The organism is Saccharibacillus sacchari (assembly GCF_037722395.1).
In the GTDB taxonomy this organism is placed as follows: domain Bacteria; phylum Bacillota; class Bacilli; order Paenibacillales; family Paenibacillaceae; genus Saccharibacillus; species Saccharibacillus sacchari_A.
The window spans coordinates 175,968-193,646 of record NZ_JBBKAR010000043.1; the positions used below are offsets into that span (position 1 = coordinate 175,968).

Here is a 17,679-nt window from a genome sequence, read left to right on the forward strand (position 1 = left end):
GCATGGACTGGATTAATTTGCTGCTGATTTGTGTGATTCTCGCCGGGATTTTGCTATGGCTGTTGCTGCTGCTTCGTAAAAATCCATTGGCGCAGGGAGCACGCGAGCTTGAGGCCGAGCTTCTTACGATCGAGGCGCTTCAGTCCTACGCGACGGCGGCCATTAATGAATTTACCAATGCCAATCTGCTGGATCTTGGTTTGTCGGCTGAAGAGTTCGAACGTAGAAGGAATGTCGTGGCTGAATTGAAAAGCTCGCTCAAGCTGTGTAATTCCGGCAGTTTGGCGGATAAAACTTACGTCAAATCGTTCATTGCTGACTTGCTTCTGCGCGGAGAGGTGATTAACGAGTCGACGATTGATCGTGTGCTGCCTTTCGGTGACGAACGATTGCTTACGGATCAAGACAAGTTCGATATTTTGCTGCATGCCTATAGTTTGGAGCATGGCATGCAGGCTTTGAGCCAGCTGATCGAAAAGTATCGTTTGGCAGAGCTGAAATCCATTATCGAAAATGGCGAGACCGAATCGTACATCATTACGGCGGAAGAGATTCGTGATATTTATACGCTTGAAGCGCCGCGATTGTCGTTCGATGACAAGCTGCAAATCGTTGTTCAACGTATCTACCAGCACTACAAAGGGTTTGGACCGATTGATGAGCTGCGAGACCAGACGATTGACGGTGTCTCGGGCGGTGTCTCCGGTCTGCCTGCTGATATGCAAGAGCTGGAACACGAGGTTGAACTGATGCGCTCCATGAGGGAAAAAGGACCCCGCGGCTGCGACAGTATCTGGATTTTTTACCGAGGGAAATCGATTCGTTTGGCGTTTCTTGGATTCGGCAGCGACCTGGAGCTGAAGCGAGTTTGTCAGAACATCTACAAATTCGGCAGTCCCGGACAACTCTCCGAAGCCAAGGCCTATATGGTCAACGAAATGCAGGACGGTTCGCGGGTTGTCGTGGTACGGCCTCCTTTTTCCGAAAGCTGGGCGTTCTTCGTTCGTAAGTTTGATTTGCCGAATTTGAGCTTGGAGCGGTTGCTGGCTTCCGAACAGGTCAAAGGTGCCGAATTGCCGATGAAAATGCTGGATTATCTGATGAAGGGTGCCCAGGTCACGGCTGTGACGGGAGAACAAGGCTCCGGCAAAACGACGTTGCTCATGGCTATGGTCAAGTCGATCTACGGAACGTTCAATCTGCGGATTCAGGAATTGGCGTTCGAGCTGCATCTGCGCAGGCTATATCCGGAACGGAATACGCTGGCTTTTCGCGAGACAGACAAGATTAGCGGCCAAGAAGGGTTGGATCTTCAGAAAAAGACGGACGGCACGGTTAATATTCTCGGCGAAGTCGCGACCGATCCGGTTGCGGCCTGGGCCGTTCAGATGTCGCAAGTCGCCAGTAAATTCACCGTTTTCAGCCATCATGCCAAAACGATGAAGGATCTGATCTGGTCGCTGCGCAACTCGCTGCTCAAAACAGGCACGTTTCAAAATGAACGAATCGCCGAGGAGCAGGTCGCCAGTGTTATCGCTTTTGACGTGCATTTGGAAAAAGAACGTGACGGTACCCGTTACATCGAACGATTGACGGAATGTGTCGTACTGGACCCCGATGAGCAAGGTTTTGCCGAACTGGCCGAAAAACTGGATAAAGAATTGGATGAGGCCTCGGCGATTAAAGTGCTGGCGCGTGCCAATCTCGATTACTACCGACGTCTGACCGGACGCACGTTCGAAGCGAGAAATATTATCGAATTCCGCGATGGCATGTATGTTCCGGTACATCGTCCCACCTCTCGGAAAATAGAGCTGATGGCAGGAAACATGTCGAGACAAGACGCTGCTGATTTTCGTGCCTTTCTGGATCGGTACTGGGGGAGTGAACCGGCATGAGCGTGAAATTGCTGATTATCCTGGCCTCCGCATTGTACGTCGTGCCGATTGTGATCTGGATCATTCTACGTCAGCTGCGTAAAAAAGGCGGTGTTCAAGAAGAGACGATTACCGGTTGGATGAATCGGCAGCCGGCGATGAAAAAGGAGAGCCCGAAGCTCAATCGCTTTTACCAGCGTTCTTATATTCGTTCTACGCAAATTCCGGTCTTTCGCGGTCAGGTACGCCGAATCCGTCAACGGCTTGCGGTGATCAGCCCATATGACGAGCTGACGATTCGAAAAGAAACGATGAAAATCACGTACTCCGTGTTACTGATTGTCGTGGGATTAATTCTGGCGCTTGCGTTATTTGGCCGGAGTATGTCTGTTGTATTGCTGGGTATAATCGGCTGTCTGGTGTTGAACGGTATGCTGATCGATCTATTCGTTCATCGGGTCGAAAATCGGTTGCTGAAAGATTTTCGCGACTTTTTGGAAGATAACCGTCATCAATTTCAGGCGATCCGTATGGCAGACGAGGCGATCTACGAAGCGGCACAGTTGTCCGGTCATGATATGAAGCTGCATGGCGAGCGGATACATGGTGTGTTAACGGCTAAAGATCCGGATCGCAGCTTGGCAGCCTACTATGAAGTCGCTCCTAACCGTTACCTGAAAGTATTTACCGGCATAGCGCGTATGATTATGGAATATGGCGATAAAACGACGCTCAAAGGTTCTTTGTATCTGAATGCAATCAGCAAGTTCGTTCAGGATATCAACTTCGATCTGCTGCGCAGAAACCGTTTGAGTTATCAGCTAAATAGCTTAACCGTTATTGCATTGGCGCCGATCCTGCTGTCTTTCCCTCTGCAACGCTGGGCGGAGACGTATTTTCCGGTCATGGGCGAATTCTACGAAGGGCGGATCGGGCTGGCAGCCAAGCTGCTGCTGTACGCGGTGGCCGTCGCGGCATATGTGCTGATTCGCAAACTGGCGGAAACGGAAGAGTCGCGTTATACACCGAAGTCGGGTGGCATCCGCTGGGAAAAGAAACTGTACGAGTATCGTCCGGTTCGTTTTGTTGTTGACCGCTTTGTTCCTCAGAAGCATACGAAAGCCCATTACGGTTTATCGCGGCTGATCAAAGAATCCAATTCACCGCTCATGATTGAATGGTTGACGGTAAGACGTCTGTTGCTATCGTTGTGTGCGGTTCTTTTTGTCTCGGGCATGTTTGTCTCGGCCCATCTCGGTCAAGTTGAACGGATCTGGAATGCGCCAACCTATCTCAAAGGCGGATTGATGCTAGGGCGAGTTGATGATGCAGAGCGCAGGGAGGCGGAAGAACGTACTTCTCTCGATAACCGGATCATGCAAGAGATTGATGCCGGGAAGTCGGGCTGGGAGGATACGGTACGGGGGTTGGTGAGAGAATCCGCTACATCAACACTGAGTGAAGTTCAACAAAATGAGATGTCAAAACGTATCGTGGAAAAGTTAAGTCAGGCGGACAGTGAGTATTTGAAGTGGTGGGAAGTGTTGACCGCCGTTGCAGTCGGAGTTGGTGTTTATTTTGTTCCGCTGGGAATCATGCAATTCCAACGTCGGGTTCGCGGGATGGAAATGCAGAATGAAGTCGACCAGTTCCGGATGTTAATTTCGATTCTGAGTCAATTTGACCGGATGAGCGTGCAAATTATTTTGGAATGGATGGAGCGCTTCGGAATCATTTTCAAACCTGCTTTGCAGCGCTGCTTGCTTGATTATGATGGCGGGTCCGCGGCGGCATTGCGTCAGTTGAAGATTGAAGCTCCGTTCCCGTCGTTTGTTCGAATGGTCGAGCGTTTGGAAAATGCGTTGGAACGCATTTCGATTCAAGAAGCATTCGATGACCTGGAAATGGAGCAAGAGTATTACCGGGAGCAGAAAAAAGAAACGATGGACCGTCTGATCGAAAGCAAAGCGAACTGGGGGCGGGATATTGGGTTTGCACCTGTGATGTTTATGCTTGGCGCTTATATTATCGTTCCGTTCCTGTATGTGTCGTTTATGCAAATGAAAGACTTGATTACGCAGCTCGGTCAAATTTAAAAGCAATCAACCAAAATTCATATCAAAGGGGATTATTTATTATGGGAAGCAATGCAACTTCAGGTTTGAAATTGGCAGCAGGGATTTTTCTGACACTCGCGCTGATCACAACGGTTGTCGTAATTTTCATTTCTTCGCAAGACGCTGCAAAAGAAGGCCAGACCCAATTTTCCACGATTCAGACGCAGTTGTCGCAGACACGATTCAACATCTATGAAAATACAACCTTGTCAGGCAGCCAGGTTATGAATGCTGTGCGTCAATACAATAATGAGCAGCAGTTTGGCGTATACGTTCAAACAGGCAAAGGCGGTTCGACTTACTACGGCAGCCAGTTTAACCAGACGACAGGCATTATTACGAGCGACACCAATAACACGACGCTGTCTCCAGCTCTGAATGAATCGGATAACAACTTTATCAACCCGTCGGGTAAATTTAAGTCTTCGGTTGTTCGTGACGCGAACAACATGGTTCGCGGCATCGTGTTTACTCAAACGAAATAATGAAAGGGGACCAGCGGCCCTCCGGCTTGGTCAGAGGGCTGCTGCCCGGTTGGGAGAAATAGATGAGCAATGCGAGGAGCTTTATGGTACTGGCAGCTGTGTTTTTCTTGTTTATCGGGGCATGTACATACACGGTGAATATGATTCAATCGATTGAACACGGAACCCGACTTGCTTATACGTTGAAGACGGATCAGGACCGAAAAGTGAAGGCCACGCTCGCTGTTCCCGGAGAAGAAACCTATACGGGAGCTGCTATTGTGAATATGGTTCGCAATATCCAACAAAGCGACATGAATATTGAAGTGAACGGAATTCTTTATTTGCGAACAGGGACTTATGAGGACCTTGACCCGAGCGGGGTTGATTTGAGCAAAACCTACCGAGCGACTTATGAGAGAGACACGGCCGGATATATCATCAAAATCGTATTTAGGGGATAAAACATGAAATATGTAACAGGCATATTCGCCGCTCTGTTGGCTGTTTTGCTTTTGTTCATGTACCCATTATATGAGCAAGCCAGAAGCCAGGATAAAATAGCAAACATTGTGATTCAGAGCGCAGCGACACATTTTATCGACAGTGCAAGAACGAAGGGGTATATCACACCGCAAATGTACGAAGAGTTCAATGCCCAGTTGGCAGCAACCGGTAATCAATATGAGGTAGAGCTGGAGCATTTGCATAAGCAAATTAGCCCGGATTACAGCGATCCCGCGAATCCGGTTACTTTTCAGAATAGCTTCACCACGTATTATTCCGGATTTTATAATCAACAGATACTTGCCGTATTGTTCCCAGGCAGCGTGCTGTCTTTGGATGACCCAAGCCGGAGGTACACCATGCAGGTCGGTGACTATATCGGTATTCAAATGAAGAATAAAAATCGAACGGCGTCTACGCAACTTTGGGATTTTTTAATGAGCGACAATACTGAAGAAAATTCGACGGTTCTGATGAACTACGAAGGAATGGTCTTGCATGAAGATTACTAGCTTTGCGATTATTTTCGTTCTGATCTTTTCGCCTTTTTTTCAAATTGCGTCAATGCGCCTGGATGACCTGGATAAAGTCATGCAACTGACGGATCGTTACAACATAGTGACGAAGACGGCAATTCAGGATGCGACCTATATGTTGAACGAAACGGTCGATCAAGAATACGAGCCCGGATATGGGTCGGAAAAGTTTTTTCGGGCAAATAAAGAACGTGCCGTAGAAGCATTCTATCGGACACTGGCTTTGAACTTTAATGTGGATGGCGATGCCGTTGCGATCGGAACGCTTGCAGGCTACATACCGGCAGTCGCAGTGATTGATTATGACGGCTACTATATCTATTCAACCGAACAATTTGTGGATTCAAGCGGCCAAGCCCAAATGAGGTTGGTGTGGTCGCCGAAAAAGCCGTACTCGTATGCGGATACCCAGGGCAATATCATTCAGTTCTCACTGGATGGATTTGTAAAAACGTATGACCGTAACTCTTTGCGTTGGATTCAGGGTCAGCGATCGGAAGTGGTTAACTCCACCCAAATACCTTTGTTAAAAGATGCAGCGATATTTGAGACCGTTCGCCGGCAAAGCATTATCCATGCTATTCAGAACGATCTTGCTTACGTCATCAATCGGCACAATCAGTATGCAACGCGTTACGGAGTCGATTATTTGTTCACATTGCCGCAAATTTCGCAGGAAGAGTGGGATAACGGGATTGATGATATCGGCATCGTCGCTTTTATTCAAGGAATCCCCGTAGGTGATCAGCAATACAATAACTATTCTTTCGGTGGCGGCATGCTGAAAAAGAAGAAAGTGGTCTATGCGTCGGTTGATCCGGCTACCGGAATCAAATATTACTCGCGTGACCCCGCACAGCTGCCCGCAAAAGTAGAAGAACGATTTGAAAACGAGAAAGATGCAGCCCGATCGGGTTATTTTCCAGTGCAGAATTAACATTTAGCCAGAGAAAGCAGGTGTTTATCAATTGTTGCCATCATTAATAAGTGGTATTAGTTCTTTTGGGAGGAAAAGCTTCTTAGAAGCTCCAACAGATGTTTTTGCTGGGATTCGTTCATTCGGCTGAACAAATCGAGGATCTCGCGTTCTTCTTCTTTCAAAGGATGTTCCAGCAGATCGTCGACGGGGAGCAGCTCGGAAAGGGGAAGGCCCAATGCGCGGCTCAGGCTACTCAGTGTATTGAGTCTCGGCGAACGCCGATTGCATTCAATATCGCTGATCGAGGATTGGGAGACGTTGGCCCGTTGAGCAAGCTCCACAGAAGATAAATGACGTGCTTTGCGCAAATAGCGCAGTTTGCTTCCGATGTCCATAAAATCCGCCTTTCTTTGACGAAAATAAATGTTTGGGAATTGAGCTCCTAAGCCTAAAAAAACGCAAAAAGATGCCCGCAACTAGACTATATAACGAATGAGTAGTCAAGGTCTACGTATTCTTTTTCCAAACAAACGAAACACTCAAAGCCTTCCCGATAAGACAAAAGCACCAGACCTATACCCGCGAACGGGAAGGGCCGGTGCTTTTCGATGTGCTCGATCTTTTTGAATCGTTTAGTGCTTTTAATCCCGACTTTGAATAACGAATAGTAGTCCGCTGTCGATCGACACGGTACCTGTTGGACCGGCAAGCTTATTACTGACCGCCAGCGATTGTCCTTGTCGAAGCGTAGCGTCGGTTAACGGATACTCGAAGCCTTGGAGGGTTACGCCACTGACTTCCATCGTAGCTGGGATTAGGGAGATATATGTAAACCCATGATTTTCTACCGTCAATTGGCTACCTGTGAGCTGAATATAATTGTTGGCATCCCGAATGGTGCAGACCACTTGATGGTGCAAGGCCCGAATCAAAAGTTGGACATTGGCCAGCGTATGGTCCATTCGTCCGCCTGTTACGCCCAACATCACAATTTCTGAAGGGCGCTGGTCCAAAGCCAATTCGAAAGCAAGTTCGGTATCCGTGTAATTTTTGTCGATCGGGTCGCAGGATTCGGTTTTGACGCTAGCTGAACGGATTCGCTCGGCGTCTTCCGAAGATACTGAATCAAAGTCGCCTACAGCAATATCTGGCGTTAATCCATTCTCTATTAGTAACAAGGCGCCGCGATCCGCTCCAATAAGCAGATCGCCGGCGCTGATATATTTCAGGTAATCGTCGGTCCATGATCCACCGGAGACGATAACAACTCGTTTGGCAGTCAATACAAACCCTCTTTTCATAAGTAAAAGATGAGGCGTTCCGGTTGTGCGGACTTGATCAAGGCTAAGAACAACGCGGCATCGCTACTCTCTAGTATACCGAACTGGTTCATGTGCGCAATATACCAGCCGAACCTGCAACAGTATCTGTACGGTCATCCCGATACATGTAGCGACCAAGTTTGCAAGATTGACAAAAAATTAAGCGTTGCGATTCGTTTAATGGGTTAAAAAATACATGAGTGCGTCCGGAAGTTCTTTTTGCCAAAATCCCCAGAGATGCTTGCCTTCCTTTTCCGCATAGCGTACAGTCGCGCCGCGGTCTTGCAGCAGATCACGGGTTCGGCGGTTGAGATCGACGAAGTCAAATGTGCCGTGATCCGTCTCGTATTCATCCTCCTGCAATCCTACGACCATATACGTGTCGAGCCAGCTCAGGTCAGACTCGCGTGCAATGATGTCCTGGGACTCTCCGTAGTACGCACCCGAGAGGCTGATGATCCGAGGAAACTCCCCCGGGTATAACAGGGACAGATGGAGAGACATCGAACCGCCCAATGAATCTCCGGCCAAAATGCGATCGTTTTCGCGCGCACGGTACTTTTGCTCAACAAACGGAATAATCTCTTCCATAATACAGCGCACATAAGCTTCATGGCGATTTCCGAACGGAGCGTATTCAGCAGTTCTTTTTTTTACGTCGACTTCAATGCCTACTATAATAAAAGGTTCGACTCCTTCGTCAAGAATGAGTTGGTTGGCATAGGTGGCGATTCGGCCGAAGTTGAAAAACTCCTCACCATCCTGGCAATAGACAACCGGGTAGCTAAGTACCTCGTTGTAGCCAGGGGGGAGATAGATTCGAAGTGGTCTTTCTTCATTTAAAAAGCTGCTCGCAATGACTTCTTTCACAATCGTGCGTTTAAGGTAACGGGAATCTGTCATGAAAAGTCTCTCCTTTTACAAGTTTAAGCGTTAATTTTGCATGCGCTTTACACGGCGGGCGCGAATGCGGTAAGATTGAAACTGCGCGGACGAAAAGACCTAAAACGTTCGGATTTCCTTTTTTGTTATACTAATATCGTGAACCTGTTATATATACAATGTAAGAAATTAAGTAACGAATATGCTCAATTTCTTTGACTAAGCTATGCAACAGGTGTATAATAATGATATAACAGAGGGACATGATATTCAAATTTTTTATTGGGGTGAAAAATAATGAGCAAGGTTCCTTATGAAGTGTATACGGAAGACGTTGAAGCTCTTTCCGTTCTTTCGCCGGATGGCGAAATTGTTAACGAAGCATTGATGCCAGAATTGACTGACGACCAACTGAAAGAAGTTATGCGTCGTATGGTGTTTACCCGTACTTGGGATGAAAGAGCAATTAACCTGGGCCGTCAAGGACGTCTCGGCTTCTATGCACCGGTTTCCGGTCAAGAAGCTACAATGGTAGGCAGTGAATTCGCTCTGCAAAAAGAAGACTTCGTTTGCCCGGGTTACCGCGATATTCCGCAACTCGTATGGCACGGTCTTCCGTTGTACCAAGCTTTCCTGTATTCCCGCGGTCACCAACATGGCGGACAAATTCCGGAAGGCGTTAACGTTCTGATGCCGCAAATCATCATCGGTGCACAAATCCTGCATGCGATGGGTATTGCTATGGGCTTCAAACTGAAAAAACAAAAACAAGTCGCGATCACTTATACAGGTGACGGCGGTTCGTCGGAAGGCGACTTCTACGAAGGCCTTAACTACGCAGGCGTATACAAACTGCCTGTAATCTTCTTTGTACAAAACAACGGTTATGCCATCACGACTCCGTTCGCGAAGCAAACCGCTGCACTGTCGATCGCTCACAAAGCGGTTGCAGCAGGCATCAAAGGCGTGAAAATCGACGGTATGGACGTGTTTGCTGTCATCAAAGCCGTTCAAGACGCTGCTGAGCGCGGACGCAACGGCGAAGGTGCTACACTCATCGAAGCCGTAACTTACCGCTTTAAGCCGCACTCCCTTTCCGACGATACTTCCAAGTACCGTACGAAAGAAGAAGAAGGACAATGGAGCGAGAAAGATCCAATCACTCGTCTTGCGAAATACCTGGAGAAAAAAGGCCTTTGGACTGCGGAAGACACGGAACGCGTAAGAGCGGAAGCCAAAGAAACCGTAGCCGAGCAAATCAAGAAGGCAGAAAAAACAGAGAAAATGAATGTTTCGGGCCTGATCGATTCCATGTTCGAACATACACCTAAACATCTGGAAGAGCAAAAAGCAGACTTCCAATAAAATAATCGGTTCCGGCTGAGTGCCTTTACGGCGCTCAACCGAACCTTTTACCTGTGCATATAAGCTTTAAATGTATATAGAGCGGTATCCATTGAACGTAACGTTAAGGAGGAAATGTAGCAATGGCACAAATGAATATGAAAGAAGCAATCCGCGACGCGATGCGTGTGGAACTCAAGCGTGATCCGAACGTTCTGATCTTCGGTGAAGACGTAGGTAACGTTGGTGGCGTATTCCGTGTAACAGAAGGGCTGCAAAAAGAATTCGGCGAAGAGCGCGTATTCGATACTCCACTGGCTGAATCCGCTATCGGCGGCATGGCTGTCGGTCTGGGCGTGCAAGGTTTCCGTCCGATCGCCGAAATTCAATTCGTTGGCTTTATCTTCGAAGCTCTTGACCAAATGATCGTTCAAGCGGCGCGTATGCGTTACCGTTCGGGCGGCCGTTACAACTCGCCAATCGTTTTCCGTACGCCTTTCGGCGGTGGCGTTAAAGCAGCTGAATTGCATACGGACGCACTGGAAGGCCTGCTGGTTCAAAGCCCTGGTATCAAAGTGGTGGTTCCTTCGAACCCTTACGATGCAAAAGGTCTGCTGATCTCTGCAATCCGTGACAACGATCCGGTCTTCTTCATGGAGCACTTGAACCTGTACCATGCTTTCCGTGCCGAAGTGCCGGAAGGCGAGTATACGGTAGAACTGGGTAAAGCCAATGTTGTTCGCGAAGGTTCGGACGTAACGATCCTGACTTACGGCATGTGCGTACACACTTCGGTAAAAGCGGCTGAGCAACTCGAAAAAGAGGGTATCCAAGCCGAAGTTATCGACCTGCGTACCCTGAACCCGCTTGATATCGACACGATCGTGGCTTCGATCAAGAAAACAAACCGTGCGATCGTTGTTCAAGAAGCTCAAAAGACTGCCGGCGTTGCTGCTGAAGTCATTGCGCAAATCAACGAAAAAGCGATTCTTCACCTGGAAGCTCCTGTCCTGCGCGTGACTCCTCCGGATACGGTTTACGCATTTGCGCAAATCGAGGATGCATGGTTGCCGACACCTGAGCGTATCATCACAAATGTGAAAAAAGTTCTTGAATTTTAATTCGTAAGATCCAGAAGGAGGTTGTACAACGTGGCAAAATTTGAATATAAATTCCCAGAGCTTGGCGAAGGTTTGCACGAAGGCGAGATCGTCAAGATCCATATTAAAGCCGGAGACAAAGTCACCGACGACGACATCATCATGGAAGTTCAAAATGATAAAGCGGTCGTTGAAGTGCCTTGTCCGGTAAACGGAACCGTGCTTGAAGTTCGCGCGGCAGACGGCGAAACTCACCATGTAGGCGACATCATCGCGGTCATCGAAGCGGAAGGCGAACTGCCTGAAGGTTCGGAAAGCGCACCTGAAGCCGACGCGGCTCAAGAAGCAAACGCAGCTGTAGGCGGAGCGGACACAAGCGCTGCATCTTCCCCTGCAACAGCCGATCCTTCGGCGTCGCAAGGTTCGGCTTCCGGCAGCAACAAATTCGCATACAAGTTCCCGGAACTTGGCGAAGGCCTGCATGAAGGCGAAATCGTGAAGATGCATATCAAAGTCGGCGACAAAGTTACGGACGACGATATCATCATGGAAGTTCAAAACGATAAAGCGGTTGTCGAAGTGCCTTGCCCGGTAAACGGTACGGTCGTCGAAGTTCGCGTAGCTGACGGCGAAACTCACCACGTAGGCGATATCGTTGCGATTATCGAAGTCGAAGGCGAATTGCCGGAAGGTTCGGAAACGATCGAAGATTCCGCACCTGCTGCCGAAGCGAAAGCTCCTACGGCGTCGGCACCTGCCGCAGCACCTGCATCGGCTTCGAGCCGCGAAGTGCTGGCTACTCCAAGCGTACGCAAATTCGCTCGCGAAGAAGGCGTAGACTTGGGTCAAGTACAAGGCAGTGGCAAAAACGGTAAAATCTCGCGTGAAGACGTAGAGAACTTCAAGAAAAACGGCGGCCAAGCGCCAGCTGTGGCATCGGCTCCGGCCGCTGCGGCAAGCGAAGCTCCGGCAGCAGCGAAAGCAGAAGCTCCTGCAAAAGCAGCAGCTTCCCCTACGGCTATTCCGGCAGCAGCCGACGAAGAGCGCGTACCGTTCAAAGGTATCCGCAAAGCGATTTCGAACGCGATGGTCAAATCGGCTTACACGGCTCCGCACGTTACGATCATGGACGAAGTCGATGTAACCGAACTGGTTGCTTTCCGTACCCGCATGAAACCACTGGCTGAGAAGAAAGGCGTTAAGGTTACTTACCTGCCATTCATCGTAAAAGCGCTGGTTGCCGCAGTTCGCGAATTCCCGGCTCTGAACGCTTCGATCGACGAAGCGGCTAACGAGATCGTGTACAAGAAACACTACGATATCGGTATTGCAACAGACACGGAAAACGGCCTGATCGTACCGGTTATCAAAGACGCTGACCGCAAAAGCGTGTTCAAGATTGCCGAATCGATCAGTGATCTGGCAAAACGCGGCCGCGAAGGCAAGCTTGCTCCGAACGAGATGAGAGGAAGCACAATCTCCATCACGAATATCGGTTCCGCAGGCGGCATGTTCTTCACACCGATCATTAACTATCCGGAAGTTGCTATTCTCGGAACCGGCCGTATCAGCGAAAAAGCCATCGTAAGAAATGGCGAAATCGTAGCTGCTCCAATGATGGCTCTGTCCTTGAGCTTCGACCACCGTCTGATCGACGGCGCGACTGCACAAAACTGCATGAACTATCTTAAATCCCTGCTCGCTAATCCCGAGTTGATGGTAATGGAGGTATAAAAAAATGGTAGTAGGAGACGCTTCCCTGGATATTGACACATTGGTAATCGGTGCGGGACCTGGCGGCTATGTAGCTGCTATCCGTGCCGCTCAACTGGGACAAAAGGTTCTGATCGTGGATAAAGCCGAGCTCGGCGGTGTCTGCCTCAACCGTGGTTGTATCCCTTCCAAAGCTCTGATCTCGGCTGCGCATAGCTATGAAAATGCGTTGCACGGCGATGCTTTCGGCGTGACGGCAACCGACGTTAAAGTCGATTTCGCTAAAACCCAAGAGTTCAAAAACGGCGTCGTCAAAAAAATGACGAACGGCGTAAGCGGATTGCTCAAAGGCAATAACGTTGAAGTCTTCAACGGCGAGTGCATGTTCATCAACCAAAACGAAGCACGCGTATTCAATGACCATGAATCGCCGCGCTACCGTTTCAAGAACTGCATCATCGCAACGGGTTCCCGTCCGATCGAACTGAAGCCTTTCCCATTCGGCGGACGCATCCTGTCTTCGACTGAAGCGTTGAACCTGCCGGAAATTCCGAAAAGCCTCGTTGTGATCGGCGGCGGTTATATCGGTGCCGAGCTGGGTCAAATGTACGCGAAATTCGGCACGAAAGTGACGATCATCGAAGGTCTGGACAGCGTTCTGCCAGGTTTCGATAAAGACATGACCAACCTCGTGTCGAAAACAATGAAGAAAAACGGCATTGAGATTCATGCGAATGCCAAAGCCGAAAGTGCAACACAAACAGACAAAGACGTTACTGTGAAATTCTCCGTTGGTGGAGAAGCGCAAGAAATCACAGCTGACTACCTGCTCGTAACGGTTGGACGTCGTCCAAATACCGATGGCGAACTGGGTCTGGATCTGATCGAGCTTGAGCTTGACGAGCGCGGTCTGATCAAAGTCGATCAGCAAGGCCGTACCAATATCCCGCATATCTTCGCGATCGGCGATATCGTACCGGGTCTGGCATTGGCTCACAAAGCTTCGTACGAAGGTAAAGTTGCAGCTGAAGCTATCGCTGGACATTCGTCCGTGGTTGACTACAAGTGCATGCCTGCTGTAGTCTTCACGGATCCGGAATGCTCAAGCGTAGGCCTGACTGAAAAAGAAGCGAAAGAAAAAGGCTTCAACGTTGTTGCGGGTAAGTTCAGCTATGGCGGCAACGGTCGCGCCGTATCTTTGAACCATCCTGAAGGCTTCGTGAAAATCGTTGCCGAAGAAAGCACTGGCGTAGTGCTGGGTAGCCAAATCGTAGGTCTGGAAGCGACAAACATGATCGCTGAGATGGGTCTGGCTGTAGAAATGGGCGCAACTCTTGAAGATCTGGCTCTGACTATTCACGCTCACCCTACACTGGGCGAAATCGTGATGGAAGCGGCTGAACTGGTTCTGGGTAACCCAATCCACGCTATCGCTCCTAAAAAACGCTAAGAAATCAAATGTCGGAATCGTTTGCGGCATTGCAAACTGTTCTGGCAAATGATTTTGAACAAAACGGACGCCTGCTCAGGCGTCCGTTTTGTTATGTTCATATTGTCGGATTTGCTACAGGATTAATCTATTCAAGCTGGCGGCAGGCATGATAAACTTATACCGTGTCAACGCCAACTGTAAGGTTAAGTTTGCTTGAAACGCACCTAAAGCGTGCGCGTTTCAAGCAAACGTAAACCTCTGATTAAGAGTTGACAAGGTACTGATGCGTTGACCGATAAAGATGTAAAGTTGCGTTCATTGGAAACCCACTTGAAGCGTGTGGGTTTCCAATGAACGCAACTCTTAGATTTAATTCGCTCAACGTACTAAACGAACGAATAAGTGAGAACAGAGGTGGATTTTTTGCGTAAATATTTGGATTTGCTACAAGATATTTTGGATAACGGTACGGAACGTGGAGACCGGACCGGAACAGGAACGGTTTCGGTATTTGGACGTCAATTGCATTTTGATCTGGCAGAAGGGTTTCCGCTGCTTACGACCAAAAAGCTTCATCTAAAGTCGATCGTGCATGAGCTGTTATGGTTCCTCAAAGGCGATACCAATGTAGGTTATCTGCAAGAGAACGGAGTGCGGATCTGGAATGAATGGGCGGACGAGAACGGGGAATTGGGTCCGGTTTACGGTTCGCAGTGGCGTGCCTGGGAAGCTCCGGACGGCCGTAAGATCGACCAAATCTCACAATTGATAGACTCGATCAAAAACAATCCGGATTCGCGTCGCCATATTGTAAGTGCCTGGAACGTGGCCGAGATCGACAACATGAAGTTGCCTCCATGCCATTTGCTTTTCCAATTCTACGTAGCTGACGGTAAGCTGTCCTGTATGCTCACCATGCGCTCGGTCGACACTTTCCTGGGCCTGCCGTTCAATATTGCGAGTTATGCTCTGCTTACGCATATGATCGCGCAGCAATGCGGACTGGAAGTCGGTGAATTCGTATGGTCTGGCGGCGACGTGCATATCTATTCGAACCATATCGAGCAGGTGAAGACGCAGCTGGAACGCGAGCCGGGTGAACTCCCGAAACTGCGTATTTTGCGTAAGCCTGAATCTATTTTCGACTATACGTATGAAGACTTTGAGTTTATCGACTATAATCCGCAACCGGGAATCAAAGCCCCGATCGCCGTATAGGAGGGAGTGAACCGTCATGCCAACGATTACGTTGATTTGGGCGCAAGCGGAGAATGGGGTAATCGGTCGGGACAATGCGCTGCCGTGGCGCATTCCGGCCGATATGGCTTATTTTAAACGCGAAACGCTGGGCAAGGCTGTGGTGATGGGGCGTAAAACGTGGGAATCGTTCGGCTCCAAGCCGCTTAAAGACCGGAAAAATATCGTGATTACGCGGGACGCTTCCTACGCCGCCGAAGGTGCCTATATCGTACACTCGATCGACGAAGCGTTATCCGCCGCGGATAGCGAAGAAGTGATGGTGATCGGGGGTTCGGAGATTTACGAGCTGTATTTGCCGATCGCAGACCGTTTGCGCGTAACCCGCGTGCGGGAAAGTTTCGAAGGAGATGCCGTTTTCCCGACTGTAGATTGGTCATCCTGGCTGTTGATTTCTTCGGAAGAAGGAATGCGTGATGAAAAAAATGTCTACCGCTACGAATTCGAAGTGTATGAACGTCCCAAAAATTAGCACTGAATAGTCTATGATCGGTATTCAGAAAATGCAAATTAAATTCCGTATAATCTATTTCAAACGATAAATGAAAAATGATATTATGGGTAAAATATATCGCTTGTGATCCAATAGAGAACCAAAATCGAGAACTTATGCGGATGGGGGAAACGTTCGATGTCTACACCTACTGGATTTATGGAATATAAACGGCAACTGCCAGCGGATCGTAGTCCGCTTGAGCGCGTAAAAGATTGGGAAGAATTCCATAAACATATGTCGGAAGAAGAGTTGCGTACGCAGGGAGCGAGATGTATGGACTGCGGTACGCCATACTGCCACGTGGGCGTTAATATGACCGGCGGAACTTCCGGATGTCCGGTGCATAACCTGATCCCGGAATGGAACAACCTCGTGTACCGCGGATTGTGGAGAGAAGCGCTCGATCGTTTGCACAAAACGAATAACTTCCCGGAATTTACCGGCAGAATCTGTCCGGCTCCTTGCGAAGGTTCATGTACGGTGGGTCTGATCGGCCAACCGGTTACGATCAAGACCATCGAAGAAGCGATTATCGAAAAAGGTTTTGCGGAAGGCTGGGTGCAACCCGAACCTCCGAAAAGCCGCACAGGCAAAAAAGTAGCGGTTGTCGGCTCGGGTCCTGCGGGTCTGGCTTGCGCGGCGCAGCTGAATAAAGCGGGTCACTACGTCACCGTGTACGAGCGTTCCGACCGTGTTGGCGGCCTGTTGACTTACGGCATTCCGTCCATGAAGCTGGAAAAGGATATCGTACAGCGCCGCGTCGATTTGCTGGCTGCGGAAGGTATTACGTTCATCACTTCGACCGAGATCGGAAAAGATATTCCGGCGCAGCAATTGACGGAAGAATTCGATGCGGTTGTACTATGCGGTGGAGCAACGAAGCCCCGCGAGTTCAATATCGAAGGCAGTCACCTCAAAGGCGTAACCTATGCGATGGATTTCCTGAACGGCACGATCAAAAGCTATCTCGATTCCAATCTGGAAGACGGCAACTATATCTCGGCAGCAGGTCAAGATGTTATCGTAATCGGCGGCGGCGATACCGGTTCCGACTGCGTGGCAACATCCCTGCGTCACGGTTGCAGCAGCGTTACTCAATTCGGCACACACAAAAAAGCGCCGCTTGAGCGCGATATGCTCGCCAACCCGTGGCCGCAATTCCCGAACGTATATACGCTCGATTATGCGCAGGAAGAAGCGAAAGCGATCTTCGGCGACGATCCGCGTGAGTTCTCGATCATGACAACCAAATTCGTCGGCGATGAAGAAGGTAATCTCAAGGAACTGCATACCGTGCAAATCCAACGTACGGTTGACGAGACGGGCCGTAAAGTATATGCGCCGATGGAAGGCACGGAGCGCGTATTCCCGGCGCAAATGGCATTGATCGCGATCGGTTTCGACGGACCGGAGCAAACGTTGGCGGAGCAGTTGGGATTGCAAACGGATCGTTGGACGAACGTAAAAGCGAAATACGGCGAATATAAAACAAACTCGGAAAAAGTATTTGCTGCTGGCGACATGCGCCGCGGACAAAGCTTGGTGGTTTGGGCGATTAACGAAGGCCGCGAAGCGGCGCGTGAAGTGGATAAGTTCCTGATGGGGGCTACCGTACTCGTTTAATCGTAAACGACTTGACTATGACAGAATAGCATTCTTTATTTGATAGGTCACTCTTCAATGGGTGGCCTTTTTTATTGCTTACTTGTATTT

General features: G+C 49.2%; 16 protein-coding genes. 13 read left to right on the forward strand and 3 right to left on the reverse strand.

What is annotated here, in order from left to right:
* Window positions 1–2 precede the first annotated feature (2 nt).
* The 6 genes from WKI47_RS16705 (at window position 3) to WKI47_RS16730 (ending at window position 6,438) form a co-directional block, all read left to right on the forward strand.
* Window positions 3–1,898, forward strand: coding sequence for an ATPase, T2SS/T4P/T4SS family (locus WKI47_RS16705; RefSeq protein ID WP_340228296.1), 1,896 nt, complete (start codon window positions 3–5; stop codon window positions 1,896–1,898).
* Window positions 1,895–3,973 carry a hypothetical protein gene (locus tag WKI47_RS16710; protein WP_340228297.1) on the forward strand — a complete coding sequence of 693 codons (2,079 nt, stop codon included), beginning with the start codon at window positions 1,895–1,897 and terminating at the stop codon, window positions 3,971–3,973. The genes WKI47_RS16705 and WKI47_RS16710 overlap by 4 nt, the downstream gene beginning before the upstream one ends.
* Window positions 3,974–4,014: 41 nt before the next feature.
* On the forward strand, window positions 4,015–4,479 hold the full coding sequence (locus WKI47_RS16715; protein ID WP_340228298.1) for an ABC transporter permease: 465 nt from the start codon (window positions 4,015–4,017) through the stop codon (window positions 4,477–4,479).
* A gap of 62 nt (window positions 4,480–4,541) precedes the next feature.
* The gene (locus WKI47_RS16720; protein ID WP_340228299.1) at window positions 4,542–4,922 is read left to right on the forward strand and encodes a hypothetical protein; all 381 of its coding nucleotides are present in this window, start codon (window positions 4,542–4,544) and stop codon (window positions 4,920–4,922) included.
* A 3-nt stretch (window positions 4,923–4,925) separates the two neighbouring features.
* The gene (locus WKI47_RS16725) at window positions 4,926–5,477 is read left to right on the forward strand and encodes a hypothetical protein (RefSeq protein ID WP_340228300.1); all 552 of its coding nucleotides are present in this window, start codon (window positions 4,926–4,928) and stop codon (window positions 5,475–5,477) included.
* Window positions 5,464–6,438 carry a hypothetical protein gene (locus WKI47_RS16730; RefSeq protein ID WP_340228301.1) on the forward strand — a complete coding sequence of 325 codons (975 nt, stop codon included), beginning with the start codon at window positions 5,464–5,466 and terminating at the stop codon, window positions 6,436–6,438. Before WKI47_RS16725 ends, WKI47_RS16730 begins: the two co-directional genes overlap by 14 nt.
* 56 nt (window positions 6,439–6,494) lie before the next feature.
* Here WKI47_RS16730 and WKI47_RS16735 read toward each other — a convergent pair whose 3' ends face one another.
* The 3 genes from WKI47_RS16735 to WKI47_RS16745 all read right to left on the reverse strand — a co-directional run bounded on the left by WKI47_RS16735 (window position 6,495) and on the right by WKI47_RS16745 (window position 8,645).
* Window positions 6,495–6,815, reverse strand: a complete 321-nt coding sequence (locus WKI47_RS16735; protein ID WP_340228302.1) for a helix-turn-helix transcriptional regulator — start codon at window positions 6,813–6,815, stop codon at window positions 6,495–6,497.
* Window positions 6,816–7,061: 246 nt separating this feature from the next.
* The gene (locus WKI47_RS16740; protein WP_340228303.1) at window positions 7,062–7,703 is read right to left on the reverse strand and encodes a thiamine diphosphokinase; all 642 of its coding nucleotides are present in this window, start codon (window positions 7,701–7,703) and stop codon (window positions 7,062–7,064) included.
* Between the two features lie 216 nt (window positions 7,704–7,919).
* Window positions 7,920–8,645, reverse strand: coding sequence for an alpha/beta hydrolase (locus WKI47_RS16745; protein ID WP_340228304.1), 726 nt, complete (start codon window positions 8,643–8,645; stop codon window positions 7,920–7,922).
* Window positions 8,646–8,921: 276 nt separating this feature from the next.
* On the opposite strand from WKI47_RS16745, the gene pdhA reads away from it, so the two are divergent.
* From pdhA to WKI47_RS16780, 7 genes are all read left to right on the forward strand, one after another.
* Window positions 8,922–9,989, forward strand: a complete 1,068-nt coding sequence (pdhA, locus tag WKI47_RS16750; RefSeq protein WP_340228305.1) for a pyruvate dehydrogenase (acetyl-transferring) E1 component subunit alpha — start codon at window positions 8,922–8,924, stop codon at window positions 9,987–9,989.
* A 122-nt stretch (window positions 9,990–10,111) separates the two neighbouring features.
* Complete coding sequence (locus tag WKI47_RS16755; protein ID WP_340228306.1) at window positions 10,112–11,089, forward strand: alpha-ketoacid dehydrogenase subunit beta; 978 nt, start codon at window positions 10,112–10,114, stop codon at window positions 11,087–11,089.
* A 30-nt stretch (window positions 11,090–11,119) separates the two neighbouring features.
* On the forward strand, window positions 11,120–12,802 hold the full coding sequence (locus WKI47_RS16760; RefSeq protein WP_340228307.1) for a 2-oxo acid dehydrogenase subunit E2: 1,683 nt from the start codon (window positions 11,120–11,122) through the stop codon (window positions 12,800–12,802).
* A 4-nt stretch (window positions 12,803–12,806) separates the two neighbouring features.
* The gene (gene lpdA / locus WKI47_RS16765) at window positions 12,807–14,231 is read left to right on the forward strand and encodes a dihydrolipoyl dehydrogenase (RefSeq protein WP_037288744.1); all 1,425 of its coding nucleotides are present in this window, start codon (window positions 12,807–12,809) and stop codon (window positions 14,229–14,231) included.
* Window positions 14,232–14,636: 405 nt separating this feature from the next.
* Window positions 14,637–15,431, forward strand: a complete 795-nt coding sequence (locus WKI47_RS16770; protein WP_340228308.1) for a thymidylate synthase — start codon at window positions 14,637–14,639, stop codon at window positions 15,429–15,431.
* A 16-nt stretch (window positions 15,432–15,447) separates the two neighbouring features.
* Window positions 15,448–15,942: a dihydrofolate reductase gene (locus WKI47_RS16775; protein WP_340228309.1), complete on the forward strand. Its 495-nt coding sequence runs from the start codon at window positions 15,448–15,450 to the stop codon at window positions 15,940–15,942.
* A 159-nt stretch (window positions 15,943–16,101) separates the two neighbouring features.
* Window positions 16,102–17,589 carry a glutamate synthase subunit beta gene (locus WKI47_RS16780; protein ID WP_340228310.1) on the forward strand — a complete coding sequence of 496 codons (1,488 nt, stop codon included), beginning with the start codon at window positions 16,102–16,104 and terminating at the stop codon, window positions 17,587–17,589.
* The last annotated feature ends 90 nt before the right edge of the window (window positions 17,590–17,679 follow it).

Coding starts and splice junctions, on each gene's coding strand:
- WKI47_RS16705 (WP_340228296.1), top strand. CDS start 3: ATGGACTGGATTAATTTGCTGCTGATTTGTGTGATTCTCGCCGGGATT.
- WKI47_RS16710 (WP_340228297.1), top strand. CDS start 1,895: ATGAGCGTGAAATTGCTGATTATCCTGGCCTCCGCATTGTACGTCGTG.
- WKI47_RS16715 (WP_340228298.1), top strand. CDS start 4,015: ATGGGAAGCAATGCAACTTCAGGTTTGAAATTGGCAGCAGGGATTTTT.
- WKI47_RS16720 (WP_340228299.1), top strand. CDS start 4,542: ATGAGCAATGCGAGGAGCTTTATGGTACTGGCAGCTGTGTTTTTCTTG.
- WKI47_RS16725 (WP_340228300.1), top strand. CDS start 4,926: ATGAAATATGTAACAGGCATATTCGCCGCTCTGTTGGCTGTTTTGCTT.
- WKI47_RS16730 (WP_340228301.1), top strand. CDS start 5,464: ATGAAGATTACTAGCTTTGCGATTATTTTCGTTCTGATCTTTTCGCCT.
- WKI47_RS16735 (WP_340228302.1), bottom strand. CDS start 6,815: ATGGACATCGGAAGCAAACTGCGCTATTTGCGCAAAGCACGTCATTTA.
- WKI47_RS16745 (WP_340228304.1), bottom strand. CDS start 8,645: ATGACAGATTCCCGTTACCTTAAACGCACGATTGTGAAAGAAGTCATT.
- pdhA (WP_340228305.1), top strand. CDS start 8,922: ATGAGCAAGGTTCCTTATGAAGTGTATACGGAAGACGTTGAAGCTCTT.
- WKI47_RS16755 (WP_340228306.1), top strand. CDS start 10,112: ATGGCACAAATGAATATGAAAGAAGCAATCCGCGACGCGATGCGTGTG.
- lpdA (WP_037288744.1), top strand. CDS start 12,807: ATGGTAGTAGGAGACGCTTCCCTGGATATTGACACATTGGTAATCGGT.
- WKI47_RS16775 (WP_340228309.1), top strand. CDS start 15,448: ATGCCAACGATTACGTTGATTTGGGCGCAAGCGGAGAATGGGGTAATC.
- WKI47_RS16780 (WP_340228310.1), top strand. CDS start 16,102: ATGTCTACACCTACTGGATTTATGGAATATAAACGGCAACTGCCAGCG.